We start from the raw sequence: 18,696 nt of genomic DNA, 5'->3' as shown, positions 1-18,696 counted from the left end.
GTTGAAGCGCGGAAACCTGCTGCTGCTCTGGGGCCTGACACTGTTGTGGAGCTTCCACAGCGGACGCCTCGATCTGCTGCTTCGCGGGGTCTTCCATGGCCTGGTGGGGGTCACCGGCCTGGTCTTGCTGATGCTGGGCGTGGCCCTTCTGCTGAAAAAAGAGAAGCACAACGAACGCTGGCGCTGGCCCTGGCTGCTCAGTGGCGTGATGGCTGCGCTGGTGCTGGTCCTTCCGCCGAGCCCCTCCTTCAGCGATCTGGCCAGCAACCGCCCCCAGGGCCTGCCCGATCCACCAGACTTGGCCTTTGTTCTGCCCCCCGAACAGCGCAGCCTCACGGAATGGGTGCGCTTGCTGCGCAGCCAGCCCGATCCCTATCTTGTGGCCGGCAATCCTGTGCGCATCAGCGGTTTTATCTGGAGGCAGCCGCAGGGCCCACCGCTGATCGCCCGGCTCACGGTGCGCTGCTGCCTGGCCGACGCCACACCCGCTGGCCTGGCGGTGGAGTGGCCGGAGTCGTTCAGCCCCCAAACCAACCAGTGGTTGGCCATTGAGGGAACGATGAGCGTGCAAACCCGAAACGAACGGCGCATCCCCGTCGTGATTCCCCAAAACATCACGCCGATTGCCAGGCCTGAGCGGCCCCTGGAACCATGACGCGGCGGCCCATGCTGCTGATGCTGGTGGCCTGCGCCGCTGTTCTGGGGCAGCAACAGCTGCTGTTGCGACAGCCTCCACGGCTGCTGCGCCTGGTGCCCCAGCAGGTGCAAAGCGGAAGCGCAGCTCTGGATCTGCAGTTCAGTCGCCCGATGGATCGGCCCCGGGTCAGCGAGGCCAGCAGAATCACTCCGGCCGTGCCCCATCAGTGGCTGGGGGAGACAACAGCACTGCGGATGGTGATTGATGCGGATGTCGTGCTCACGGCTCCGCTCGAGCTATCGATCGCAGGGGAGGACCAACGCGGGCTGGAGCTGGGGCAACAGCAATGGTGGTGGGACCCGAGACCCTGGCTGATCGCAACACGGCCTGTGCAGGGAGGCGAACAGGTTCAACTGCAGACGCGATCGGGAGCGTGGATGCCGATCAGTCGGGTCTGGCCCGCCATCCCCAGCGTCGTACCCCTCGGAAATGGCCGGGGTATCGCCCTAGTGGGACGCGATCAGAGCGGCACCGAACAAGTGTGGTGGGACCAACTAACGCCCCACAGCACCGGCAACCGTCTGGCGGCCTTAGGGCCACCAAGGCTGAGCCGCACGGAACCCCTGTTGAAAGGCGAGGTGCTCTTCGCTCATCTCAGCAGCAATCTCAATGGTGATCTGCTGGTACAGAGCGGTGGTTTCCAGCCGGGCAGCGACCAGGCCCTGTTGCTGCAGGCCGATGGCAAACGCAAGGCTCTGGCACTGAAACCCTCCGGGCCGATGCAGTTGCTGCCGGCGGGAGGGGGCGTGGTGATGCCCACCAGCAACGGTCTGAGCCTCCGCCCCCTGCAGGCAACCGAGCAAAAGCCGCAGATGCTGCCGGGGAGTCGGGAGCTGGGGGCCTTCTGCGGTGCCTCAGGACGGGCCGTGTTGATCCGGCACTGGCCGGATTACAGGCGCTCGATCGAGCTGGTGGTTCCAGGGCAGGCACCAAAGCAACTGCACCTCGGCGATCAGGCGGTGCTGGGGGTGGCCTGCGACAACCGCGGCAAACGGATCTGGGCTGTGCTGGGGCGCTGGGAGCAGCAACGGGGCAATCACGAACTGGTGCTGATCAGCGACGCGGGAGAGGTGACACAACGGAGGGCCCTGGCGCCGTGGATGCTCAAGGCGGGCAGCCCCATCCAGTGGAACCCGGTGACCAACCAGCTGTTGATGACGCTGACGCGACCGAACCAAACCCATGCCCGTGCCGGCCTGATCGATGGCGACAGCTTGAAGCTCATCAAGGTGATCAACACACCCGTTAGCGAAGCCCAGTGGCTAAATGCAGGCTGAACAACAAAAGCTGAGCAACAAAAAAGGAGGGCAGAGCGGCCCTCCTGATCAAGCAAGGTTCAACCGCTTGTTGAGACTTAGAAGGTGAATGTCACGCCAGTACCAACATGGTGCTGCCAACCCTCACCCCAGCCCGATGCATCTTCCCAGCTGTACGTTTGCTGCCAGTGAAGGAAGAAACTGGCATCACCAACTGGAACCGAGAGTTCAATTTCACCAGCAAAGTCTGTTCGCTGATCCAACCCTGCGTAGCTACCCGGAACATAGAAACGTGGTCCAGCTTCAATATTCAACGAAATTTCATCGCTACCAAATGTGAATCCCAAACCAACACGAGGATCGGTGTAGTTGCCCACATACATCCCATCTGATTCCCAACCCTGACGGTGATCAACTGACAGGTAAACACCATTCACCAAATCCTCGATGCCATCACCAAGGGCGAAGTTCACATCTCCATCACCCAATGCCCAGATCGCCTTGACTCCGAGCTCATTCTTCAAACCCTCAATGTCGTCAGCCTGGTCTTTGGTGACGTAATAGGGATTCCAGGACAGCTCAAAATTTAAGCGGTCATTGGGTGCATAACGGGCCTGCAGGAAGCCCTTGATATCGGTGCGCTTGAAGTCGGTCTCGTGACTGTGGTCATGGCCGTGATCATGCTCTTCGTGATCATCATGATCTTCGTCATGGTCATCATGATCGTCGTCATGGTCATCATGATCGTCGTCATGGTCATCATGATCGTCGTCATGGTCATCATGATCGTCTTCGTGATCATCATGATCGTCTTCGTGATCATCATGATCGTCGACGTGAACCTTGCCGTAAAAGTGTTCAGCTTCACCCCAAACCAAAGCAGGCCCAATGGCAGCTTCGATTGAGAAAGAGCCGCCATTGCCAAGGCCCCACTCAAAGACGCCACCAAACAGGCCATCAATGGCGTAATGCCTTGGCTGTTCTTCGAGGTTGTTGTCGAAACCACCATGGCCCTCGATGGTGAGGATGGGGGTGAAGTCAAATTCACCGGCTTCAAGAGCTTCACCCGATCCACCATGGGAGCCGTGGGCTTCAGCAGGTGAGATGGAGGCGAACGGGCTCAGCAGAAGAGCCAGAAGGGCTAGACGTGAACGAAGCATGAGACGAGATGGAAGAGACAAGAAGACCAAAGAGGTAGGAGGTTTACGTCACCGGATCGATGACCACGTCGCGTTCAATGCATTGGCTCCAGCGGTGTCACAGGAACCACCCTGGCCATTGACGATCGTGCAGACGTTGAGGGTCGCCGTTGAAACCGCATTGCGACCGGCAGCAATGCCCTCCCCATAGAGCGGTGTCGTTGCGATCGGCAATCCCGTGGACTTGCTGATGCGCCTCAGAGTTTTGTTGGGAGTAGCCGCAGGGGAAAAGATGGTTTTCGCACCGGATGCTTTCACCTCCTGGGTGATTGATTTGAGGCTGGAAGGCCGCAAAACGCCACCGGTGGTGTGGCTGTCCAACATCGCGATCTCAACAAGTCCAAAGCGATTGGCGAGATGGCTGTAGGTCCGGTGATCAGTCACCAAGACCCGCTGCGCTGAGGGCAAAGAACTGAACTGCTCGGCTTCCCAGCTCTGAAGTGCCTTGAAGACAGCCACAGCCCGCGCCGTGCGTTGCTGAAAGGCCGCACGATCGCTTGCCGCCAGCACGGGGGCCATGGAACGGGAAATGACCCGCACCATCGCAGCAGAATTGGCCGGATCGTGCCAGACGTGGGGGTCGCTGCCGCCATAGGACGGCAGCGCGACTTCGCCAACGGCCACCACCGTCCCCGGCGACTTGAGCTTTCTGGCGGACGGGGTCAACCCAAAACCGATGTGCAAGACCAAATCACTTTTGGCGATCTGGCTGCGATCACTGGGCTTCAAGCGATAGGAGTGGGGATCACCACCAGGAGGGATCAGGCACGTGACCGAGGCGGCACCGGCAGCCAGGGTCTTGGTGAGATCACACAGCGTGCCGTCGACGGCCACCACCACAGGTTGAGCCGCATGGGCAGGAACAACGGCAGCTCCAATGGCCAGAGAAAGACTGACCCCAGCCGATCGAGCCAAAACAGGACGCATGGACGACCTAGTGAGAATGATTATCATTTTGCTGAGCTCTTGATCCCTCGCCAACATGCGGTGTGCAAAACATCAAGAGGCCCAAGTCCGGCCACCGAAGAGTTGATGAGCCATTCGTCGTGCGTGCTGAGCACAACAGAGCTGTGCTTCAGCTACGGGGGTCGCAACACCGTTGACCGCGTCAACCTGCAGCTGCAAGCAGGGACGCTGTCGGCGCTGGTGGGTCCCAACGGAGCCGGCAAGTCAACGCTGTTGCACTTGCTCGAAGGCCGACTGAAACCCAGCCAAGGAACGGTCAACACCAGCAAGCCCATCGGCCTGATGCCCCAGCGGGCCGCCATTGATTGGTCGTTTCCGATCACCGCCCGTGACATGGTGCAGCTGGGGCAGCCCAAAAAGGGCAAAGCCACAGCAGCGGACCACTGCGAACAGCTGCTGGAACGCGTCGGCATGGGAACCATGGGGAACCGGCGCCTCAACCAGCTCTCCGGCGGCCAGCAACAACGCGTCTTGCTGGCCAGAGGGTTGATGCAGCAGACCGAGATCCTGCTGCTGGACGAACCCTGCAGCGCCATTGATCCACCAACGCGCGAGCACCTGCTCAAGGTGATGCGGGATCAGGCGGAAGCCGGTCAGACGCTGCTGGTGAGCAGCCACGACTGGGGCAGCGCCCTCGACAGCTACGACCAGGTGGTCGTGATGGACGGCCAGATCCTGGCCAACGGGTCACCCGACACGGTCCGCGAAAAACTGAGCGACCTGACTTGCATGATGGGGAGCCACTGCTGTGGTTGAACCCGACATCTGGTGGCTTCTGCCTCTGACGATCTCGGTGCTGATCGGAGCCATCTGTCCTGCCACTGGAGCGTTGCTGATCACCCAACGCCGGGTGCTGCTGGCCAACCTGATGGCCCATTCTGTTCTGCCCGGCTTGGTGATCGCCCTGGCCATCGGCATCGACCCAAGCATCGGAGGCCTGATCAGTGGACTGCTCGGAGCCTTGGTGGCTGAACGCTTGAACCGGCGCTTCAAAGGCCGGGAAGAGGGCGCCATGAACACTGTGCTGGCAGGCTTCACCGCCCTGGGCGTGCTGTTGGTTCCCCTGCTGGATGCCCGGGTGGACCTGGAAACGATTCTGTTCGGCGATCTGCTGGCTGCCACCACAACAGATCTGCTGCGAACAACCATCTCAGCCAGTGCCCTGTTGGCGATGTTGGTGTGGGGCTATCGCGACCTGGTTTTCGTTGGCATCGACCCCGAGGGAGCGGCCATCGCCAAGCGACCGGTGCTCTTGATTCGGCTGATCTGCAGCCTGATCACCGCCCTGGTGGTGATCAGCGCCATCACTGCTGTAGGGGTGATTCTGGTGATTGGCCTGCTGTGCGCTCCGGTGCTGATGCACGTGGAGCGCAGCCGAAGCCTGAAGGAACTCATGCTGCGCAGCGCGAGCACGGGGCTGCTTCTGTGTGGTGGCGGAATGATGCTGGCGATTGCTGTTGACCTGCCACCGGGCCCACTGATCGGAACACTGTGCTTGGCACTTCTGTTCACCTACAGGGTCAACACTGCAGAGCAACAGTGATAAGAGAAGCCTTCTTTACGGCTTTTGCTTCAGAAACATCCGATCAAGGCGGCGACGCATTCTGCGCATCAATGTGCGTTCCTGCTCCAGGCGGAAGGTACGCCGAAAGGCCAGGAACAACACAGTCAGCGTTGAGGCCATCCCCACGCTGAACAGGGCGATCAAGCTTGCATCGCTCATGGCTCCATCCAACCCGCTACTGAACAACGGCAAACCAACCACCAGCCAGGGCTGCAATCAAGCCACAGACGAGCGCTTGAAGCACAAATTGGCTTGAATCGTTCTTCTCCCAACGATCAATGGCCTTCGATGCCGTCACAAACGGTTCTTTGTTCCGGATCAACTTATCGATGTACCGCTCGATGAACTGATCATCGAGGTCAAGCCGCCGCAGCTTGGAACGAATCTGGTTGAGCTCAAACTGATTCATAGCTCAAAACCCCGAAACTTTTCCGCCTATTCATCATTAAAGGGCTATTCCTAGAAACCTTATATTGAATGTTCCAGTACTTTAGCGAGGCTGTTGCCTCAACGCGATCCTTTCGCGCAAGAGAGATAAATGCATCTGCCTGAATTAATCCTAAGCCGATCAATGAACAGCACGTTGAACAAAACATCTAAAAGCCTTTGGCACGTCTTCGCCCCTTCGGTTGCATCACCTCAATTGTTGTTGGCCGTGTCTTGCTGGAATACCAAACGCGTTGCGCTGCGTCATAGCTCTCAACATCCTTGAACGACCCATCACACAACCAGACGCGGTAGTGGTGACGGTCATAGGGGTCGGAACTGGTTTCGGTGAACTGTTTCATGCAACTCAATAAAGCGTGTCGAGCCAGGTCTGCTGGTCAATCAGATCCAAGCCTGGTGAATGCTGCGCGGCGAGGATCTCGATACCGCTCCGCCACATGCTTGCCCCATAAGCCTTCCCAGTAGAAGAAGATCACGCCATGACCGCGTTGCCGGGCCAGACGGACTTTTTGTTCCAGAACGGCCATCGAGGTGGTGCGTTTGCCGAATCCCGCCAACACGCCAATCTGCGAGGGGATGCCCCAGCTGCGGGCTTTGCGCAGCGCCGGCTGATCCAGGTCTTTGGCGAATCCTCGAACCGAATAGGCATAGTTCTGAACCACCAACTCTTCAATCAGTCCGCCCAGAGCCCAGAGCTCCCAGTCCTGCAACCAGAGGTTGTAGGCCGAACGGAAGGGGCCTGGAGACAGGCTGATTCGGGTGGAAAGGCGCTCCTGCTTGAGACGTTGCCGCAACTCACGCAAGAGAGAGGTGAGTTGATTGCGCCGCCATTTCATCCACTGCCGATTGCTGTGATCCCGAGGAGGTGCCAGTCCCGTCTCCTGCCGGTACAACGCCACGGTGGTGGGGTCATAACCGAACTGAACCGGCCAGGCGAAGTGGTCGTCCAGTTGAAGGCCATCCATCGGACAGCGCTTCAGGGTTTCCACCACCAAGCCGATGAAGCGGGCACGAACCTCCGGATGGGCTGGGTTGAGCCAAGCCATCCGATGGTTGCCATGCATCGCCATCCAACGTTGGCCATTGGCTTTGGCCAACACCCAGCTGGGGTTGTTGCGCACAACGGATGAATCGGCCGGCTCCATCAAGCCGTACTCAAACCAGGGCATCACCTTGATGCCACGGCGCCGACCTTCCGCCGCCAGGGTGCAGATGGGATCAAGACCGACCCCAGCCTTTTGCAGCGGCGGCTCCACTGGAGCGAAGCGGCTGCGATGAAACGTGGTGCCTCGGCTCCAGACATTGGGCACCACACGATTGAACCCCGCATCCTGCAGCTGTTGCATTGCAACGCTGATGCGCTTCCGGTCGTAATAGAGCTGGCTGGGGCTGTTGGTCAGCCACACCCCCATCGTGCTGCGGTTTCGGAGCAGTCGGTCCAATCGGGACTCGGCCATCAGAGGTGCCGGCATCCCCGCCATCAGGCTGGCCAGGGCAACGCCAATCAGTGGCCTCCACCGCTGAGCCAACGCCGTTGAAGCACCAGGCCTTAAGGATGGCCCGAATCAACCGTGATCAAGCCGAACCAAGCCCGCTCGTTCAAGAGTCCATGGCCGCGAGGCCAACGATCAGCGGAACATCGAGCTCACGGAGCTTTCTTCATGGATGCGCCAGATGGCTTCTCCCAGCATGTTGGCCACAGAGAGCACCTTCAGCTGAGGAAAGACTCGGTCCTGCGGGATCGGAATGCTGTTGGTCACCACCACCTGCTCAAACAGGCCGTCAACGGACAGACGTTCGCTGGCGGGGGGAGAGAAGACGGCGTGGGTGGCGCAGGCCAGCACCCGCTTGGCCCCTTGCTCCCGCAACAAACGTGCACCGGCACATATCGTGCCGCCGGTGTCGATCATGTCGTCGATCAGGATCGCCGTCCGCCCCGCCACATCACCAATCACCGTGAGGCTTTCGGCCATGTTGTGGCCGGTGCGGCGCTTGTCGATGATCGCCAGCGGGGCATCGTTCATCTGCTTGGCGAAGGCCCGGGCCCGCGCCACGCCCCCAACGTCAGGAGACACCACCACCACATCTCCCAGATCCTGGGTGGAGAGGTAGTCCACCAGCACGGGAGAGCCGTAGATGTGATCGCAGGGAATATCGAAATAGCCCTGAATCTGGGCGGAGTGCAGGTCCATTGCCAGCACGCGGTCAACGCCCGACGTCACCAGCAGGTTGGCCGTGAGCTTGGCGGTGATTGATTCACGACCAGCGGTCTTGCGGTCGGCTCGGGCGTAGCCGTAGTAAGGCACCACCGCAGTGATCTGCCGTGCGGAGGCCCGTCTGCAGGCATCCACCATGATCAGCAGCTCCATCAGGTGATCGTTCACCGGTGCGCAGGTGGGCTGGATCAGGAACACGTCGCAGCCACGGATCGACTCCTGGATCTGCACGTAGAGCTCACCGTCGGCAAAACGCTTGCAGACGCGGGGGCCATCAGGCACCCCGAGATAAGCGGAAATCTCCTTGGCCAGAGCAGGGTTCGATGTGCCGCTGAACAGGCGCAGACGGCGACTGTCCGGGGTCATCTGCTCCTGTTCGGAACGGGCTGCTGTCAGGAAACTTGTCACGGCGCCCGCGGAACGAATTCTGCTGTAATCCGATGGTAGAGGTGAGCAGTGCCCCCATGTCCACAGGTTTCCCACTGTTGGTGGGTGCGGGTCCCCTGCCTGAACTCAAAATGCGTCAGGCCTGCGAAGCCCTGGCACGGGCTTGCCGATGCCCTCTCACCACGGTGGCCAGTGGTGCATCACCGGCTGAGGTTCTGCAGACCAACCCGGCGGCAACAGGGCTGGTGCGGCTCAGCGGCGACGCAGCCCGGCCGACCCCGCAGGGTGATGCCAGCTGGCTGCAGGCCCTTGCCGACTGGCGTCAGCCGGTGCTGCTGCTGACCACTGCTGAACAGGACGGTTCAATCTCTGGCGCAGCCGCGGCCTACGCCGCCCTCTGCCGGGAACTGCAGGTGCCGCTCCTCGGCCTGGTGCAGCTCCAGGGTCCCTGGAATGGCCCAGCGCGACGCCGGGACGGCCTCAGCTGGCTGGGCTGGATTCCCGATGAACAGCATCCGGAACAGAGCGAATGCGTCAACGCCCTCGCCCGGAGGCTGCAACTCCGCAGCCCCGCTTAAGGCTGGGGCCAGAGGGGAAGGCTGGCTCCGGCGTCGATCTGGCGCAAGGTCTGCTCACCGGCCCGCTCGGCCAGGGACAGCCGGCTGATCCGTGCGGGTTCAGGGCTGGCGATGATCGCCGCGGCCAGGCTCAGCTGCTCCGAACGACTGAGGTTGGTCTCCACCTCAGTGTTCAGTTGGTTCACCAAACCAGGAATCACCTCAATGCCACTGGGGGCCTTGACCTGTTCGATCAGACCCTCTACAAGGATGTTTTGGCGCTGGCGACGCTGGGAGACAGCCTTGGGATCGGGCAGATGGCGCACCAGCTGTTCCGCCTGGGCACCGTTGAGACGCTGTCGTCCGGCCTGGAGCATGACGGTGTAATCCTGCGTCTTGTCCTGGCGTTTGTAGGAGTCGCTCAACACCACCTCCACCTCGCCCAGACCATCCACCAGGCGGCGTAGGGCCGCACGGGGCATCACCACATAGCGCTTGGGATCACCCTGCTGAAGACCAACAATGTCGCGGATGGCATCGCCAAGAAGACTGACGCCACCCCGTCGCCACAACTGAGCCAAGCGTCCCGGATTCTCTTCGCCAGGGAGCTGAACTCCGAGCTCCGTGGGGATCTGGAGCACCTGAAGCGGCTCCTGGGCCGCAATGCGAAGCAACAGCAGTGCATCGGCATTGGGGGGGCCCTTGGGCGCGGCCTGATTGGAGGCGGCACCCAGCCGATCCGCATCAACACCGATCACCAACACCGTCACCGGGACAACCGGGAAGGGGGCCAGAGTTTCAGGCCGATCAGCACTCAGCGGAGCGCCCGCGGCAACGCGATCGGGTTTTGGCCAGAGGGTCGCCATCAACCACCCGGTCACACCAATCCCCAGCACGGCAGCACCGACGCACAGCGCACCGCGAACTCGGGATGGCGACAACCAGTTCATTTCGCTGAACGAACCGCAATGGCGCTTAGTTTCGCCCAGATCTCCAGTTCCTAGCCTGGGCCCCGTGAAGCCGTCATCGATGTCCCTCCGCCACGACTACCGCAGCCGACCACCCGAACAGGTGCGCGTGGTGGTGTTCGGAGCCACGGGCTACATCGGCCGCTTTGTGGTGAAGGAACTGGTGGACCGGGGCTACCAGGTGATCGCCTTCGCCCGCGAGCGCAGCGGCATCGGTGGTCGTCAGAGCAGGGACGAGGTGATCGCCGATTTCCCGGGAGCTGAGGTGCGCTTCGGGGATGTCACCGATCCAGCCTCAATCGCCGCCGAGGCCTTCGATCAACCCACGGATGTGGTGGTGAGTTGCCTGGCGTCCCGCACCGGCGGCCGTAAGGATTCCTGGGCGATTGACCACGCAGCCACCCTCAACACCTACGAGCAGGGACGGGCGGCCGGGGTGGCCCACTACGTGCTGCTCTCGGCCATCTGTGTGCAGAAGCCGCTGCTGGAATTTCAGAAGGCGAAGCTGGCCTTCGAAGCCGTGTTGCAGGCGGATGAGGAGATGAGCCACTCCATCGTTCGCCCCACCGCCTTTTTCAAAAGCCTGGGCGGACAGGTGGAAAGCTGCCGCAAGGGCGGCCCCTACGTGATGTTCGGAGGCGGAACCCTGGCCAGCTGCAAGCCGATCAGCGAAGCCGACCTGGCCCGGTTCATGGCCGACTGCATCCATGACGCGTCCAAACGCAACCAGGTACTGCCCATTGGGGGACCGGGTCCGGCGCTGAGCGCCCGGGAGCAGGGAGAGATGCTCTTCCGCGCTCTGAACAAGCCCGAACGGATGCTGTCGGTGCCGATTGCCCTGATGGATGCACCGATCGCCGTGCTGAACGCCCTGGCTCGCGTGTTCCCAGGCATCAACGACACAGCGGAATTTGGTCGGATCGGCCGCTACTACGCCAGCGAATCGATGCTCGTCTGGGATGAGCAGAAGCAGTGCTACGACGCGGATGCCACGCCGTCCTATGGAACCGACACGCTGGAGCAGTTCTTTGAGCGCGTGGCCCGGGAGGGCATGGCCGGGCAGGACCTGGGGGATGCGGCGCTGTTCTGAAGCCGCCATCCTTGGGTGACCAAGGCCCCCCCATGGATCAGTCCACCGTTGACCCGGCCAAGGCCGGAAGGGGGCGCAGCACCGGGGTGCTGCTGCATCCCACCGCCCTGCCAGGCAGCCCCGTATGCGGCAGCTTTGGTGAGCCCTGCCGCCGTTGGCTCCAGCTGCTGGCCGACCATGGCATCGGCGTCTGGCAGATGCTGCCCCTGGCGCCGCCGGATCCCACCGGCTCGCCCTACAGCTCTCCCTCCTGCAATGCCCTAAACCCCTGGTTCCTCGACGGACAGGACCTGGCCAACGAGGGGTTCATCGGCGAAGAAGCGCTCAGGGACGCTCCAGGGGCTGATGCAGCGCTGGAGGGTGCAGAGCGTGTGGAGTTCAGCCTGGCCCAGCAACGGGCCACTGCCCTGGGGGATGCCCTGCTTGCCGCCTGGCCCAAGCAGGATCCATCACGACATGACGCCTTCAATCGCTGGGCGCAACGACAGCGCAGCTGGCTGCAGGACCATGCCCATTTCCAGGTTCTGCACGACCAACACAACACCGCTTGGTGGGAGTGGCCGCTGCCGCTGGCCCGGCATGACAACAAAGCCCTCAAGGCCTGGGCGCAGCAACACCATGACGCCTTGCTGCGGGAACAGCTGATCCAATGGCAGCTCGACCGGCAGTGGCAGGCGATCCGCCGCCAGGCGACCAACCTGGGCATCCAGCTGTTTGGCGATCTGCCCTTCTATGTGAGCAGTGACAGCGCCGATGTCTGGAGCAACCGTTCGCTCTTCACCGTCAAGGAGAACGGCCAGCTCACCACCCAGAGCGGTGTTCCGCCCGATTACTTCTCGGAAACCGGACAGCTGTGGGGCTCACCGGTGTACCGCTGGGGGAAGCATCGGATCACGCGCTTCCGCTGGTGGCGGCAAAGAATTGCGCGCCAGCGGGAGATGGTGGATCTGCTGCGCCTGGATCACTTCCGGGCCCTTGCGGCCTTCTGGGCTGTCCCCGGTGGTGACAGCACCGCAGAGAACGGTCAGTGGCAGCCCTCACCGGGTCACGCCCTGCTGCGCAAGCTGCGCAGGGATGCCGGTGGCTCCCTTCCCTTGATTGCCGAGGATCTCGGCGTGATCACACCGGATGTGGAACAACTCCGCGATGCCTTCCAGTTGCCGGGCATGAAAGTGCTGCAGTTCGCGTTCGACGGCGCATCCGACAACCCCTATCTGCCGGAAAACACCGATGGGCATCGCTGGGTCGTCTACACCGGCACCCACGACAACCCCACAACGCTGGGGTGGTGGAACGGGCTGGATGCCGACAGCCGCGCCCGCATCGCTACGCGGGTGAATGGTGAGATCAGTGCTCCGGCCTGGCATCTGCTCGACATGGCCTTTGCCACAACCGCAGGCCTCGTGATCGCCCCATTGCAGGACCTGATGCACCTCGACGACCGGGCCAGGTTCAACACCCCCGGCACCTGCGAAGGCAACTGGAGCTGGAGGCTGGGCAGCTTTGATGCCGCGCTGGGGAATGCCTTGGGCGGCTACGGGAGCAGGGGAGCGGTCTGGGGGAGGTCGCTCTCCGGAGCAGGCAATTTGTTGACCCGATAGATCCCCGGCCGCTCTTGATCCACAGGCAGAGGCTCTCCATTCCAGAGCACCTGATCCTCAGCACCAGCCGGGGGGTCAAGGCGCACCTCGATCGGGGCCATCAACTGCAGGGTCAGCGTGCCGGCGCTCGTTGCGAATTGAACCCGATCTCCCCCACCGCTGGAGAGCTGCAGCTCTCTTGGCTCAGCCACAACAACCTCCAGCACCCCCTGGGACTGCGGCAGGGCATCCCGCACCAGATCAAGCCACTGCTGAGGCGTGCGTTTCTGAACCTGTTCCAGGGGGCGCAGGGCTGCGATGCCTTCGTCTGAACCCACCGGGTTCGGACCACGGCTGATCGCCTCCACATCAGCACGCACTGGCTCGAGGCTGAGGCTGTTGCGTAGGGCCAGGTCCTGTTGTTGACGGTTGATGGCCAGCAGGCTGAAGGCGATCACCGCCGCATAAACGACCGTTCCCTGCCAGGTGGTGAACACATCGATGTTGCCCAGGGTGAAGCGAGCCAGACCCGCTTTGGCGGGTCCGCGGCGGAGCAACACCGGCGGGGGAAGCAGGGGGTCGAGGCATCCCCCGGGCAGGGCCAGGCGACGCTCGATCTGAGGAAGCATCGAGGCGAGGTAGGCCCGCTCGGGCAGGCGATCACGCCAGCCCCGCTCCAGGGCCTCGATCACGGGGGTGGTGATCCGGGTCTCATTGGCCAGATCACGCAATGAGAGTCCCAGCTCCTCGCGGCGCCGTCGCAGCAGCAGCCCCAGATCCTGACGCTGCTGCTCCTGGGCCTCCACCGTGCCGGCATCAGGGCTGGAACCCTTGCGCGGACGTCGCCACCAAAGTCCTGGACGCTTCAGTCGCATGGGCTGTTGGGCCACTCCATCGGGTCAGCCCGTTTGAGCAAGGGCTTCCATTCTCCCTCGCTCAACCAGATCCAGCACCCCTCGGCCAGATCACCGAGCGGCAACCCGGCAATGGCCGTGCGCTGCAGGTCCAGCACCGGATGGCCCAGGGCTTCCGCCATCCGGCGAATCTGTCGGTTACGCCCTTCCCGCAGCTCAATCTCCAGAAGCGAGCGGTCACCCCAGGCCCGCAACCGGCGCACCCGAGCAGGGCGGGTCAAGCGACCATCCAAAGGCAGACCCCGACGCCAGCGATCGAGGACCGGCTCCGGCGGCACACCCTTCACCCACACCCGGTAGGTCTTGGCGTGGCTGTAGCGCGGGTGGGTGAGTTTCAAGGTGAGCTCACCCAGATCGGTGAGCAGAAGCGCACCGTGGCTGTCGGCATCCAGACGGCCAACGGGGTGAAGACCAGCCCGATGCTCCGGGGGCAGCAGGTCCAGCACCGTGCGGCGACCCTGCGGGTCATCGCAGCTGGAGATCACCCCCACCGGCTTGTTGATCAGCAGCACCCGCGCCACACCACGGGACGGCAACGGCTGACCATCCACATGAATCGTCTGCTGCTGCGGATCGGCCTGGTCGCCAACGCGGGCGACCTGACCATCCACCGTCACGCGGCCGGCCTGCAGCCATTCCTCAGCCCGGCGCCTGGAGCAGAGGCCGGCAGCAGCGATTAGTTTCTGCAGGCGCTGGCGCGTCATTGCAGGGGTTCCCGGGGCAGGAGCAGATCCATGCAGGCTCCACCGGCGGGATGGTTGCGGGCTTCGATTCGGCCGCCATGGTTGACGGCGATCTGCTGCACGATGGCCAGGCCCAGGCCACTGCCGCTGCGATTGGAGCGGGTGCGGGAGGGATCCCCCCGGTAGAAGCGTTGAAACATGCGCGTGAGATCGGCCTCACTCAAGCCAGGGCCATGGTCACGAATGCTGAGCAACCACCAGCCGCCGCTCTGGCGCACGGACACGTCGATGCTGCTCTCATCAGGGGAGTAGCGCAGGGCATTGTCGAGAAGGTTGAGCACCGCACGGTGCAACCGGCGCTGATCACCACGCAGGGGGCCGCATTCGCTGCGATCCAGCTGCAGCGTCACCCGCCGTTCCTCCGCGATCGGGCCAATGGATCCCCAGGCGCTGTCCACCAGATCCTCCAGGGTGAGGGGCACATGCTCGCTGTCGTCCTGCGGCAGGCTGTTCTCCAACCGCGACAGCTCCAGCAGGTCTTCCACCAGCAGCTGAAGACGCCGGATTTCCTTCTGCAGCCGTTGCACCAGAGCCGTGTCGTCTTCCTTGACGGCCAGTTCCAGCCGATCGCTCACCAGCATCAGCGCGGTGAGGGGGGTCTTGAGCTCATGGGCCACATCACTCACCCAGCGTTCCTGCTGCTGTTGCTGGGCTTCGAGGGACTGACGGCTCTGGATCAGCACCAGCCAGCATTCGTCACTGCCCGGCAGAACAACCGCCTCCAGCGGGGTCCCCTGTTGATCCCATTCACAACGCTGGGAACGCAGCTGATAGCGGCTGCTGAAGATCAACTCCTCCAAGACAGGAATGTCGAGGACATCCCGGAGCTTCATGCCACGAACCAGGCGATTGGAGGGGATATGAAGAAGGCGTTCGGCCCTGTCGTTGATGTAAGCGATGGAGTGGTCCGGGGCCAGGATCATCCAGCCCTGGGTGGCCGCATCAATCCAGGCCAGCAGCTGGGGAGCGTTCAAGACGATGGAGCGATCCTTGGACGTTCGCTTGGACGCCAGAACGCGGCGTCGACGCTGCAGCAGAAGCGTGATCCCAATGCCAGCTGCAAAGCCGAGTGCGGCGGAGATCACCACAGCAACCTCAGCCGAAGCGATAACCGAAGCCGCGAACCGTACGGATCAACTGAGGCGATGAGGGCTCCTGCTCAACCTTTTCCCGCAGCCAGCGGATGTGAACATCCACGGTTTTGGTGTCACCGATGAAGTCGACACCCCAGATTTTCTCCAGCAGCTGATCGCGACTCCAGACGCGCTTGGGGTTCTGGATGAACAGCTCGAGGATCTTGTATTCCTTGGGAGAGAGTGTGAGGTCCGTTCCATCCCGGGTGACCCTGCATTCACTGGGATACAGGCATAGGTTGGCGTGAGTGAAGGAATGCGGTTGGGAGGGCGACGTCTCAGATTGACTTGACCGCCGCAGTAAGGCCCTGCAGCGGGCCACCAGTTCGCGCAGCCCAAAGGGTTTGACCAGGTAATCGTCGGCGCCCACCTCAAGCCCCAGCACCCGATCGGTCTCACTGTCTCGGGCGCTGATCACCAGGATCGGGGTGGTGTTGTTGATGCGACGGAGCTCGCGGCAAAGGTCAAGCCCCCCCAAGCCGGGGAGCATCAGATCGAGCACGATCAGATCCACCGGATCTGAAGTTTCAGCGGTGATCAGATTGAGGGCTGAGGCGCCATCGGCGCAGGTTTGCACCTCAAAACCTTCCGCGCGCAGGGCCTCTCCGACTGTTTCCCGAATGCTGTCGTCGTCTTCCACCACGAGGAGACGACGGGTGGAGACAGCCGCAGACAGGGTTGTCACGTCCATGAGGCGGGAGCGCATCCATTCTGACCGAGGACGAAACCCGACAAAGCAGAACAGCGGCTTCGCTTAAGGGCCCAGATCCCAGAGAAACAGGCCCGGCGAAACAACGCTCAAAAGAAAAGGCTTAGAAGAATTCGTCGAAGTTGTCGAAATCAACCGCTTTGAACTTGCCCGCTTCAACCTGCTGCATCAGGCGCTCCAGCTGAGAAAACAAGGCACCACCGGTCAGCAGCGAGAGCAGCAGGGCCACCAACAGGGCAGCGCCAGAGGCAAACCCGAAGATCTGAAGGCAGCAGCCGATGAACAGGGTGACCCCAATGAGGGTGCCGGCATAGCTGAGGTTGATCTCGGCAGTCCCCAGGGGCATCAGGGGGAGTCGGTCCTGCTTCCAGCCATCCAATTTGTTCTGCACCTGACGGCCGAAGGTGAGGCCGCAAAGCACGCCCATCAACAGACCGATGCCCGCCAGCAGGTATGGGGGCTGGGGCAGGGTCATCATCTGGAGCAGCTGCTCAAGCTCCTGGGCGCTGATCTCCTCAGGCATCGACGCCGATCTCAAAGAGCTGAGACCTTAGCGGTGAGTTCCACTATCTCGCTGGAATCGTGATCTCAGGATCACGCTGCCGCCAAGGGGTTGAGACGCTGCAAGAAGCCGCCGGCCAGACGCCCTGGGCCGAAGGTGCGACCCAGCAGGCCGACCAGAGCACGCACGTCGTCGGTGTGCAGACGATCGTCACGGATCAGCGTCATCAGCAAACGCTTGCGCAGGTCGGCACCATCTCGGCTGAGCAGCAGCCGCAGACCTGCCCCAGCCACAGGGATCAATTCCTTCCCAGGAGCGGGAGCGTCCTGACCCACCACATCCAGCAAGCTTTCCAGCCGATCCAGGCGCAGGCGGCCTGATTCATCAAAGATCACCTCCAGCAGCTTCTCGCGCATCTCGCTGGTGTCACCCGCCAACAGTCGACGGGCCACGTACGGATAGGCCACAGCAATGATTCGGAAGTTCGGATCCAGCCGCAAGGCAAGGCCTTCCTGGCTGACGACGGCCCGAATGATCAAGGCGAAGCGCGCCGGAACCCGGAAGGGGTAATCGAACATCAGCTCCGAAAAACGGTCGGTGATCGCCTTGAAGTTGAACGATCCAACCGAGTCGCCGAGGCTGCCGCCCAGCACCTCTTCAAGGGCAGGAATGATCGGCGTGAGATCGGCCATGGGGCTGAGAAACCCGAGGGATTGGAAGTCCTTGGCCAACCCGGAGAAGTCACGGTTGATCAGGTGCACCACAGCACCGGTGAGGGTGAGCCGATCGCTGTCGCTGATGGAATCCATCATCCCGAAGTCGACGTACCCCACATGGCCGAGATCGCCGGTGCGACCCGGCAGGGCGAAGAGGTTGCCGGGGTGGGGATCGGCATGGAAATAGCCGAACTCCAGGAGTTGCTGCAGGCCGCAGATCACGCCCGTGCGGATCAACGCCGTTGGGTCAAGACGCTGGGAACGCAGCTCCTCGCTGTCGCGCATCTTGGCGCCATCAATCCAGGTGGTGGTCAGCACCCGGGTGGAGCTGAGCATCCGCTCCACCTTGGGGATATAGACCGCATCGTTATCTGCGAAAAGCGCCGAAAACCGCTCGGCATTGGCCGCTTCCAGGCCGTAATCGATCTCCTCGAACAGGCTGCGGCCGAACTCATCAATGATTCCGCCCAGCCCGAAACCGAGGTTGAGCGGCAGCAACGGCGCCGTCATCACCCCCAAAGCCCGTATCAACACCAGATCCCGCCGCAGGATGAAGGTGAGATTGGGCCGCTGCACCTTCACCGCAACCCAGTGGTGGCCCTGCAGACGGGCCTTGTACACCTGGCCCAGGCTGGCGGCGGCGATCGGCGTGTCGGGAAACTCCTCAAACAATTCCTCGGCCGGCGCACCGAGTTCCTCGCGGATGCAAGCCAAAGCGGTGGCGTGGGGAAAGGCCGGCAGATCGTCCTGCAGGCGCGTCAGTTCCTCCAGCCAGTCCCGACGCACCAGGTCCGGCCGGGTGGAGAGGGCCTGTCCCAGCTTGATGAAGCAGGGCCCCAGACCCGTCAGGGTGTTGAGAATGCGAAGCGCCAGGCCCTGCTGAACGGCGGGGTCATTGCTGCCTCCACGCAGCAGCAGCACCAGCACCAGCCCCGCCAGGGACCACAGCACCTGAACAAGGCGCGGAATGGCGACCCAGGGACGCAGCAGAAGCCAGCCGAGATCCCGCCCGGGGTCGTAACGCATCGCATCGCGCTGAGTACAGAGAGAGA

Annotated in this window: 21 protein-coding genes; 7 read left to right on the top strand and 14 right to left on the bottom strand. The window is 62.3% G+C overall.

The window, feature by feature from the left end; genetic code table 11:
- The first annotated feature begins 1 nt into the window (after position 1).
- Complete coding sequence (locus tag NCN05_RS00470) at positions 2–655, top strand: TIGR03943 family putative permease subunit (protein WP_250396896.1); 654 nt, start codon at positions 2–4, stop codon at positions 653–655.
- Positions 652–1,974: a hypothetical protein gene (locus NCN05_RS00465; protein WP_250396560.1), complete on the top strand. Its 1,323-nt coding sequence runs from the start codon at positions 652–654 to the stop codon at positions 1,972–1,974. The genes NCN05_RS00470 and NCN05_RS00465 overlap by 4 nt, the downstream gene beginning before the upstream one ends.
- Before the next feature lie 77 nt (positions 1,975–2,051).
- Here the strand turns inward: NCN05_RS00465 and NCN05_RS00460 are convergent, their stop codons facing one another.
- On the bottom strand, positions 2,052–3,113 hold the full coding sequence (locus tag NCN05_RS00460; RefSeq protein WP_250396559.1) for a hypothetical protein: 1,062 nt from the start codon (positions 3,111–3,113) through the stop codon (positions 2,052–2,054).
- A 48-nt stretch (positions 3,114–3,161) separates the two neighbouring features.
- Positions 3,162–4,079 carry a metal ABC transporter substrate-binding protein gene (locus NCN05_RS00455; RefSeq protein ID WP_250396558.1) on the bottom strand — a complete coding sequence of 306 codons (918 nt, stop codon included), beginning with the start codon at positions 4,077–4,079 and terminating at the stop codon, positions 3,162–3,164.
- 105 nt (positions 4,080–4,184) lie between these two features.
- On the opposite strand from NCN05_RS00455, the gene NCN05_RS00450 reads away from it, so the two are divergent.
- On the top strand, positions 4,185–4,874 hold the full coding sequence (locus NCN05_RS00450) for a metal ABC transporter ATP-binding protein (RefSeq protein WP_250396557.1): 690 nt from the start codon (positions 4,185–4,187) through the stop codon (positions 4,872–4,874).
- Positions 4,867–5,661 carry a metal ABC transporter permease gene (locus NCN05_RS00445; RefSeq protein WP_250396556.1) on the top strand — a complete coding sequence of 265 codons (795 nt, stop codon included), beginning with the start codon at positions 4,867–4,869 and terminating at the stop codon, positions 5,659–5,661. Before NCN05_RS00450 ends, NCN05_RS00445 begins: the two co-directional genes overlap by 8 nt.
- Positions 5,662–5,676: 15 nt before the next feature.
- Here the strand turns inward: NCN05_RS00445 and NCN05_RS00440 are convergent, their stop codons facing one another.
- From NCN05_RS00440 to NCN05_RS00420, 5 genes are all read right to left on the bottom strand, one after another.
- Positions 5,677–5,841 (bottom strand): hypothetical protein, encoded by a 165-nt coding sequence (locus NCN05_RS00440; RefSeq protein WP_250396555.1) that lies wholly within the window; start codon positions 5,839–5,841, stop codon positions 5,677–5,679.
- Between the two features lie 16 nt (positions 5,842–5,857).
- A complete protein-coding gene (locus tag NCN05_RS00435; protein ID WP_250396554.1) occupies positions 5,858–6,091 on the bottom strand; it encodes a hypothetical protein in 234 nt (77 codons plus the stop codon).
- A 187-nt stretch (positions 6,092–6,278) separates the two neighbouring features.
- Positions 6,279–6,470, bottom strand: coding sequence for a DUF7441 family protein (locus tag NCN05_RS00430; RefSeq protein ID WP_115010263.1), 192 nt, complete (start codon positions 6,468–6,470; stop codon positions 6,279–6,281).
- A 36-nt stretch (positions 6,471–6,506) separates the two neighbouring features.
- Positions 6,507–7,610 (bottom strand): glycoside hydrolase family 10-like protein, encoded by a 1,104-nt coding sequence (locus NCN05_RS00425; RefSeq protein ID WP_502988793.1) that lies wholly within the window; start codon positions 7,608–7,610, stop codon positions 6,507–6,509.
- Positions 7,611–7,757: 147 nt separating this feature from the next.
- A complete protein-coding gene (locus tag NCN05_RS00420) occupies positions 7,758–8,753 on the bottom strand; it encodes a ribose-phosphate pyrophosphokinase (protein ID WP_250396553.1) in 996 nt (331 codons plus the stop codon).
- Positions 8,754–8,809: 56 nt separating this feature from the next.
- Between NCN05_RS00420 and NCN05_RS00415 the strand changes: the two genes are divergently transcribed.
- Complete coding sequence (locus tag NCN05_RS00415; RefSeq protein ID WP_250396552.1) at positions 8,810–9,310, top strand: hypothetical protein; 501 nt, start codon at positions 8,810–8,812, stop codon at positions 9,308–9,310.
- Here NCN05_RS00415 and NCN05_RS00410 read toward each other — a convergent pair.
- Positions 9,307–10,239 carry an LCP family protein gene (locus NCN05_RS00410; protein WP_250396551.1) on the bottom strand — a complete coding sequence of 311 codons (933 nt, stop codon included), beginning with the start codon at positions 10,237–10,239 and terminating at the stop codon, positions 9,307–9,309. The genes NCN05_RS00415 and NCN05_RS00410 overlap by 4 nt on opposite strands.
- A gap of 79 nt (positions 10,240–10,318) precedes the next feature.
- Between NCN05_RS00410 and NCN05_RS00405 the strand changes: the two genes are divergently transcribed.
- Positions 10,319–11,347 carry an NAD(P)-dependent oxidoreductase gene (locus tag NCN05_RS00405; RefSeq protein WP_250396550.1) on the top strand — a complete coding sequence of 343 codons (1,029 nt, stop codon included), beginning with the start codon at positions 10,319–10,321 and terminating at the stop codon, positions 11,345–11,347.
- Between the two features lie 32 nt (positions 11,348–11,379).
- Complete coding sequence (gene malQ / locus NCN05_RS00400; RefSeq protein WP_250396549.1) at positions 11,380–12,948, top strand: 4-alpha-glucanotransferase; 1,569 nt, start codon at positions 11,380–11,382, stop codon at positions 12,946–12,948.
- Here the strand turns inward: malQ and NCN05_RS00395 are convergent.
- The 6 genes from NCN05_RS00395 to NCN05_RS00370 all read right to left on the bottom strand — a co-directional run bounded on the left by NCN05_RS00395 (position 12,882) and on the right by NCN05_RS00370 (position 18,670).
- Positions 12,882–13,817: a helix-turn-helix domain-containing protein gene (locus NCN05_RS00395; protein ID WP_250396548.1), complete on the bottom strand. Its 936-nt coding sequence runs from the start codon at positions 13,815–13,817 to the stop codon at positions 12,882–12,884. The two genes, malQ and NCN05_RS00395, sit on opposite strands and share 67 nt — an antisense overlap.
- Positions 13,793–14,545: a pseudouridine synthase gene (locus NCN05_RS00390; protein ID WP_250396547.1), complete on the bottom strand. Its 753-nt coding sequence runs from the start codon at positions 14,543–14,545 to the stop codon at positions 13,793–13,795. Before NCN05_RS00390 ends, NCN05_RS00395 begins: the two co-directional genes overlap by 25 nt.
- On the bottom strand, positions 14,542–15,672 hold the full coding sequence (locus NCN05_RS00385) for a sensor histidine kinase (protein WP_250396546.1): 1,131 nt from the start codon (positions 15,670–15,672) through the stop codon (positions 14,542–14,544). Before NCN05_RS00385 ends, NCN05_RS00390 begins: the two co-directional genes overlap by 4 nt.
- A 7-nt stretch (positions 15,673–15,679) precedes the next feature.
- Positions 15,680–16,408 carry a response regulator transcription factor gene (locus NCN05_RS00380; protein ID WP_250396894.1) on the bottom strand — a complete coding sequence of 243 codons (729 nt, stop codon included), beginning with the start codon at positions 16,406–16,408 and terminating at the stop codon, positions 15,680–15,682.
- A 121-nt stretch (positions 16,409–16,529) separates the two neighbouring features.
- A complete protein-coding gene (locus tag NCN05_RS00375; RefSeq protein WP_006850033.1) occupies positions 16,530–16,949 on the bottom strand; it encodes a hypothetical protein in 420 nt (139 codons plus the stop codon).
- A 71-nt stretch (positions 16,950–17,020) separates the two neighbouring features.
- Positions 17,021–18,670: an ABC1 kinase family protein gene (locus tag NCN05_RS00370; protein WP_250396545.1), complete on the bottom strand. Its 1,650-nt coding sequence runs from the start codon at positions 18,668–18,670 to the stop codon at positions 17,021–17,023.
- Positions 18,671–18,696 lie beyond the last annotated feature (26 nt).

Origin of the sequence: Synechococcus sp. MU1651, assembly GCF_023630635.1 — a bacterium.
Lineage (GTDB): Bacteria > Cyanobacteriota > Cyanobacteriia > PCC-6307 > Cyanobiaceae > Parasynechococcus.
This window is presented reverse-complemented; position numbering and strand designations above follow the sequence as displayed.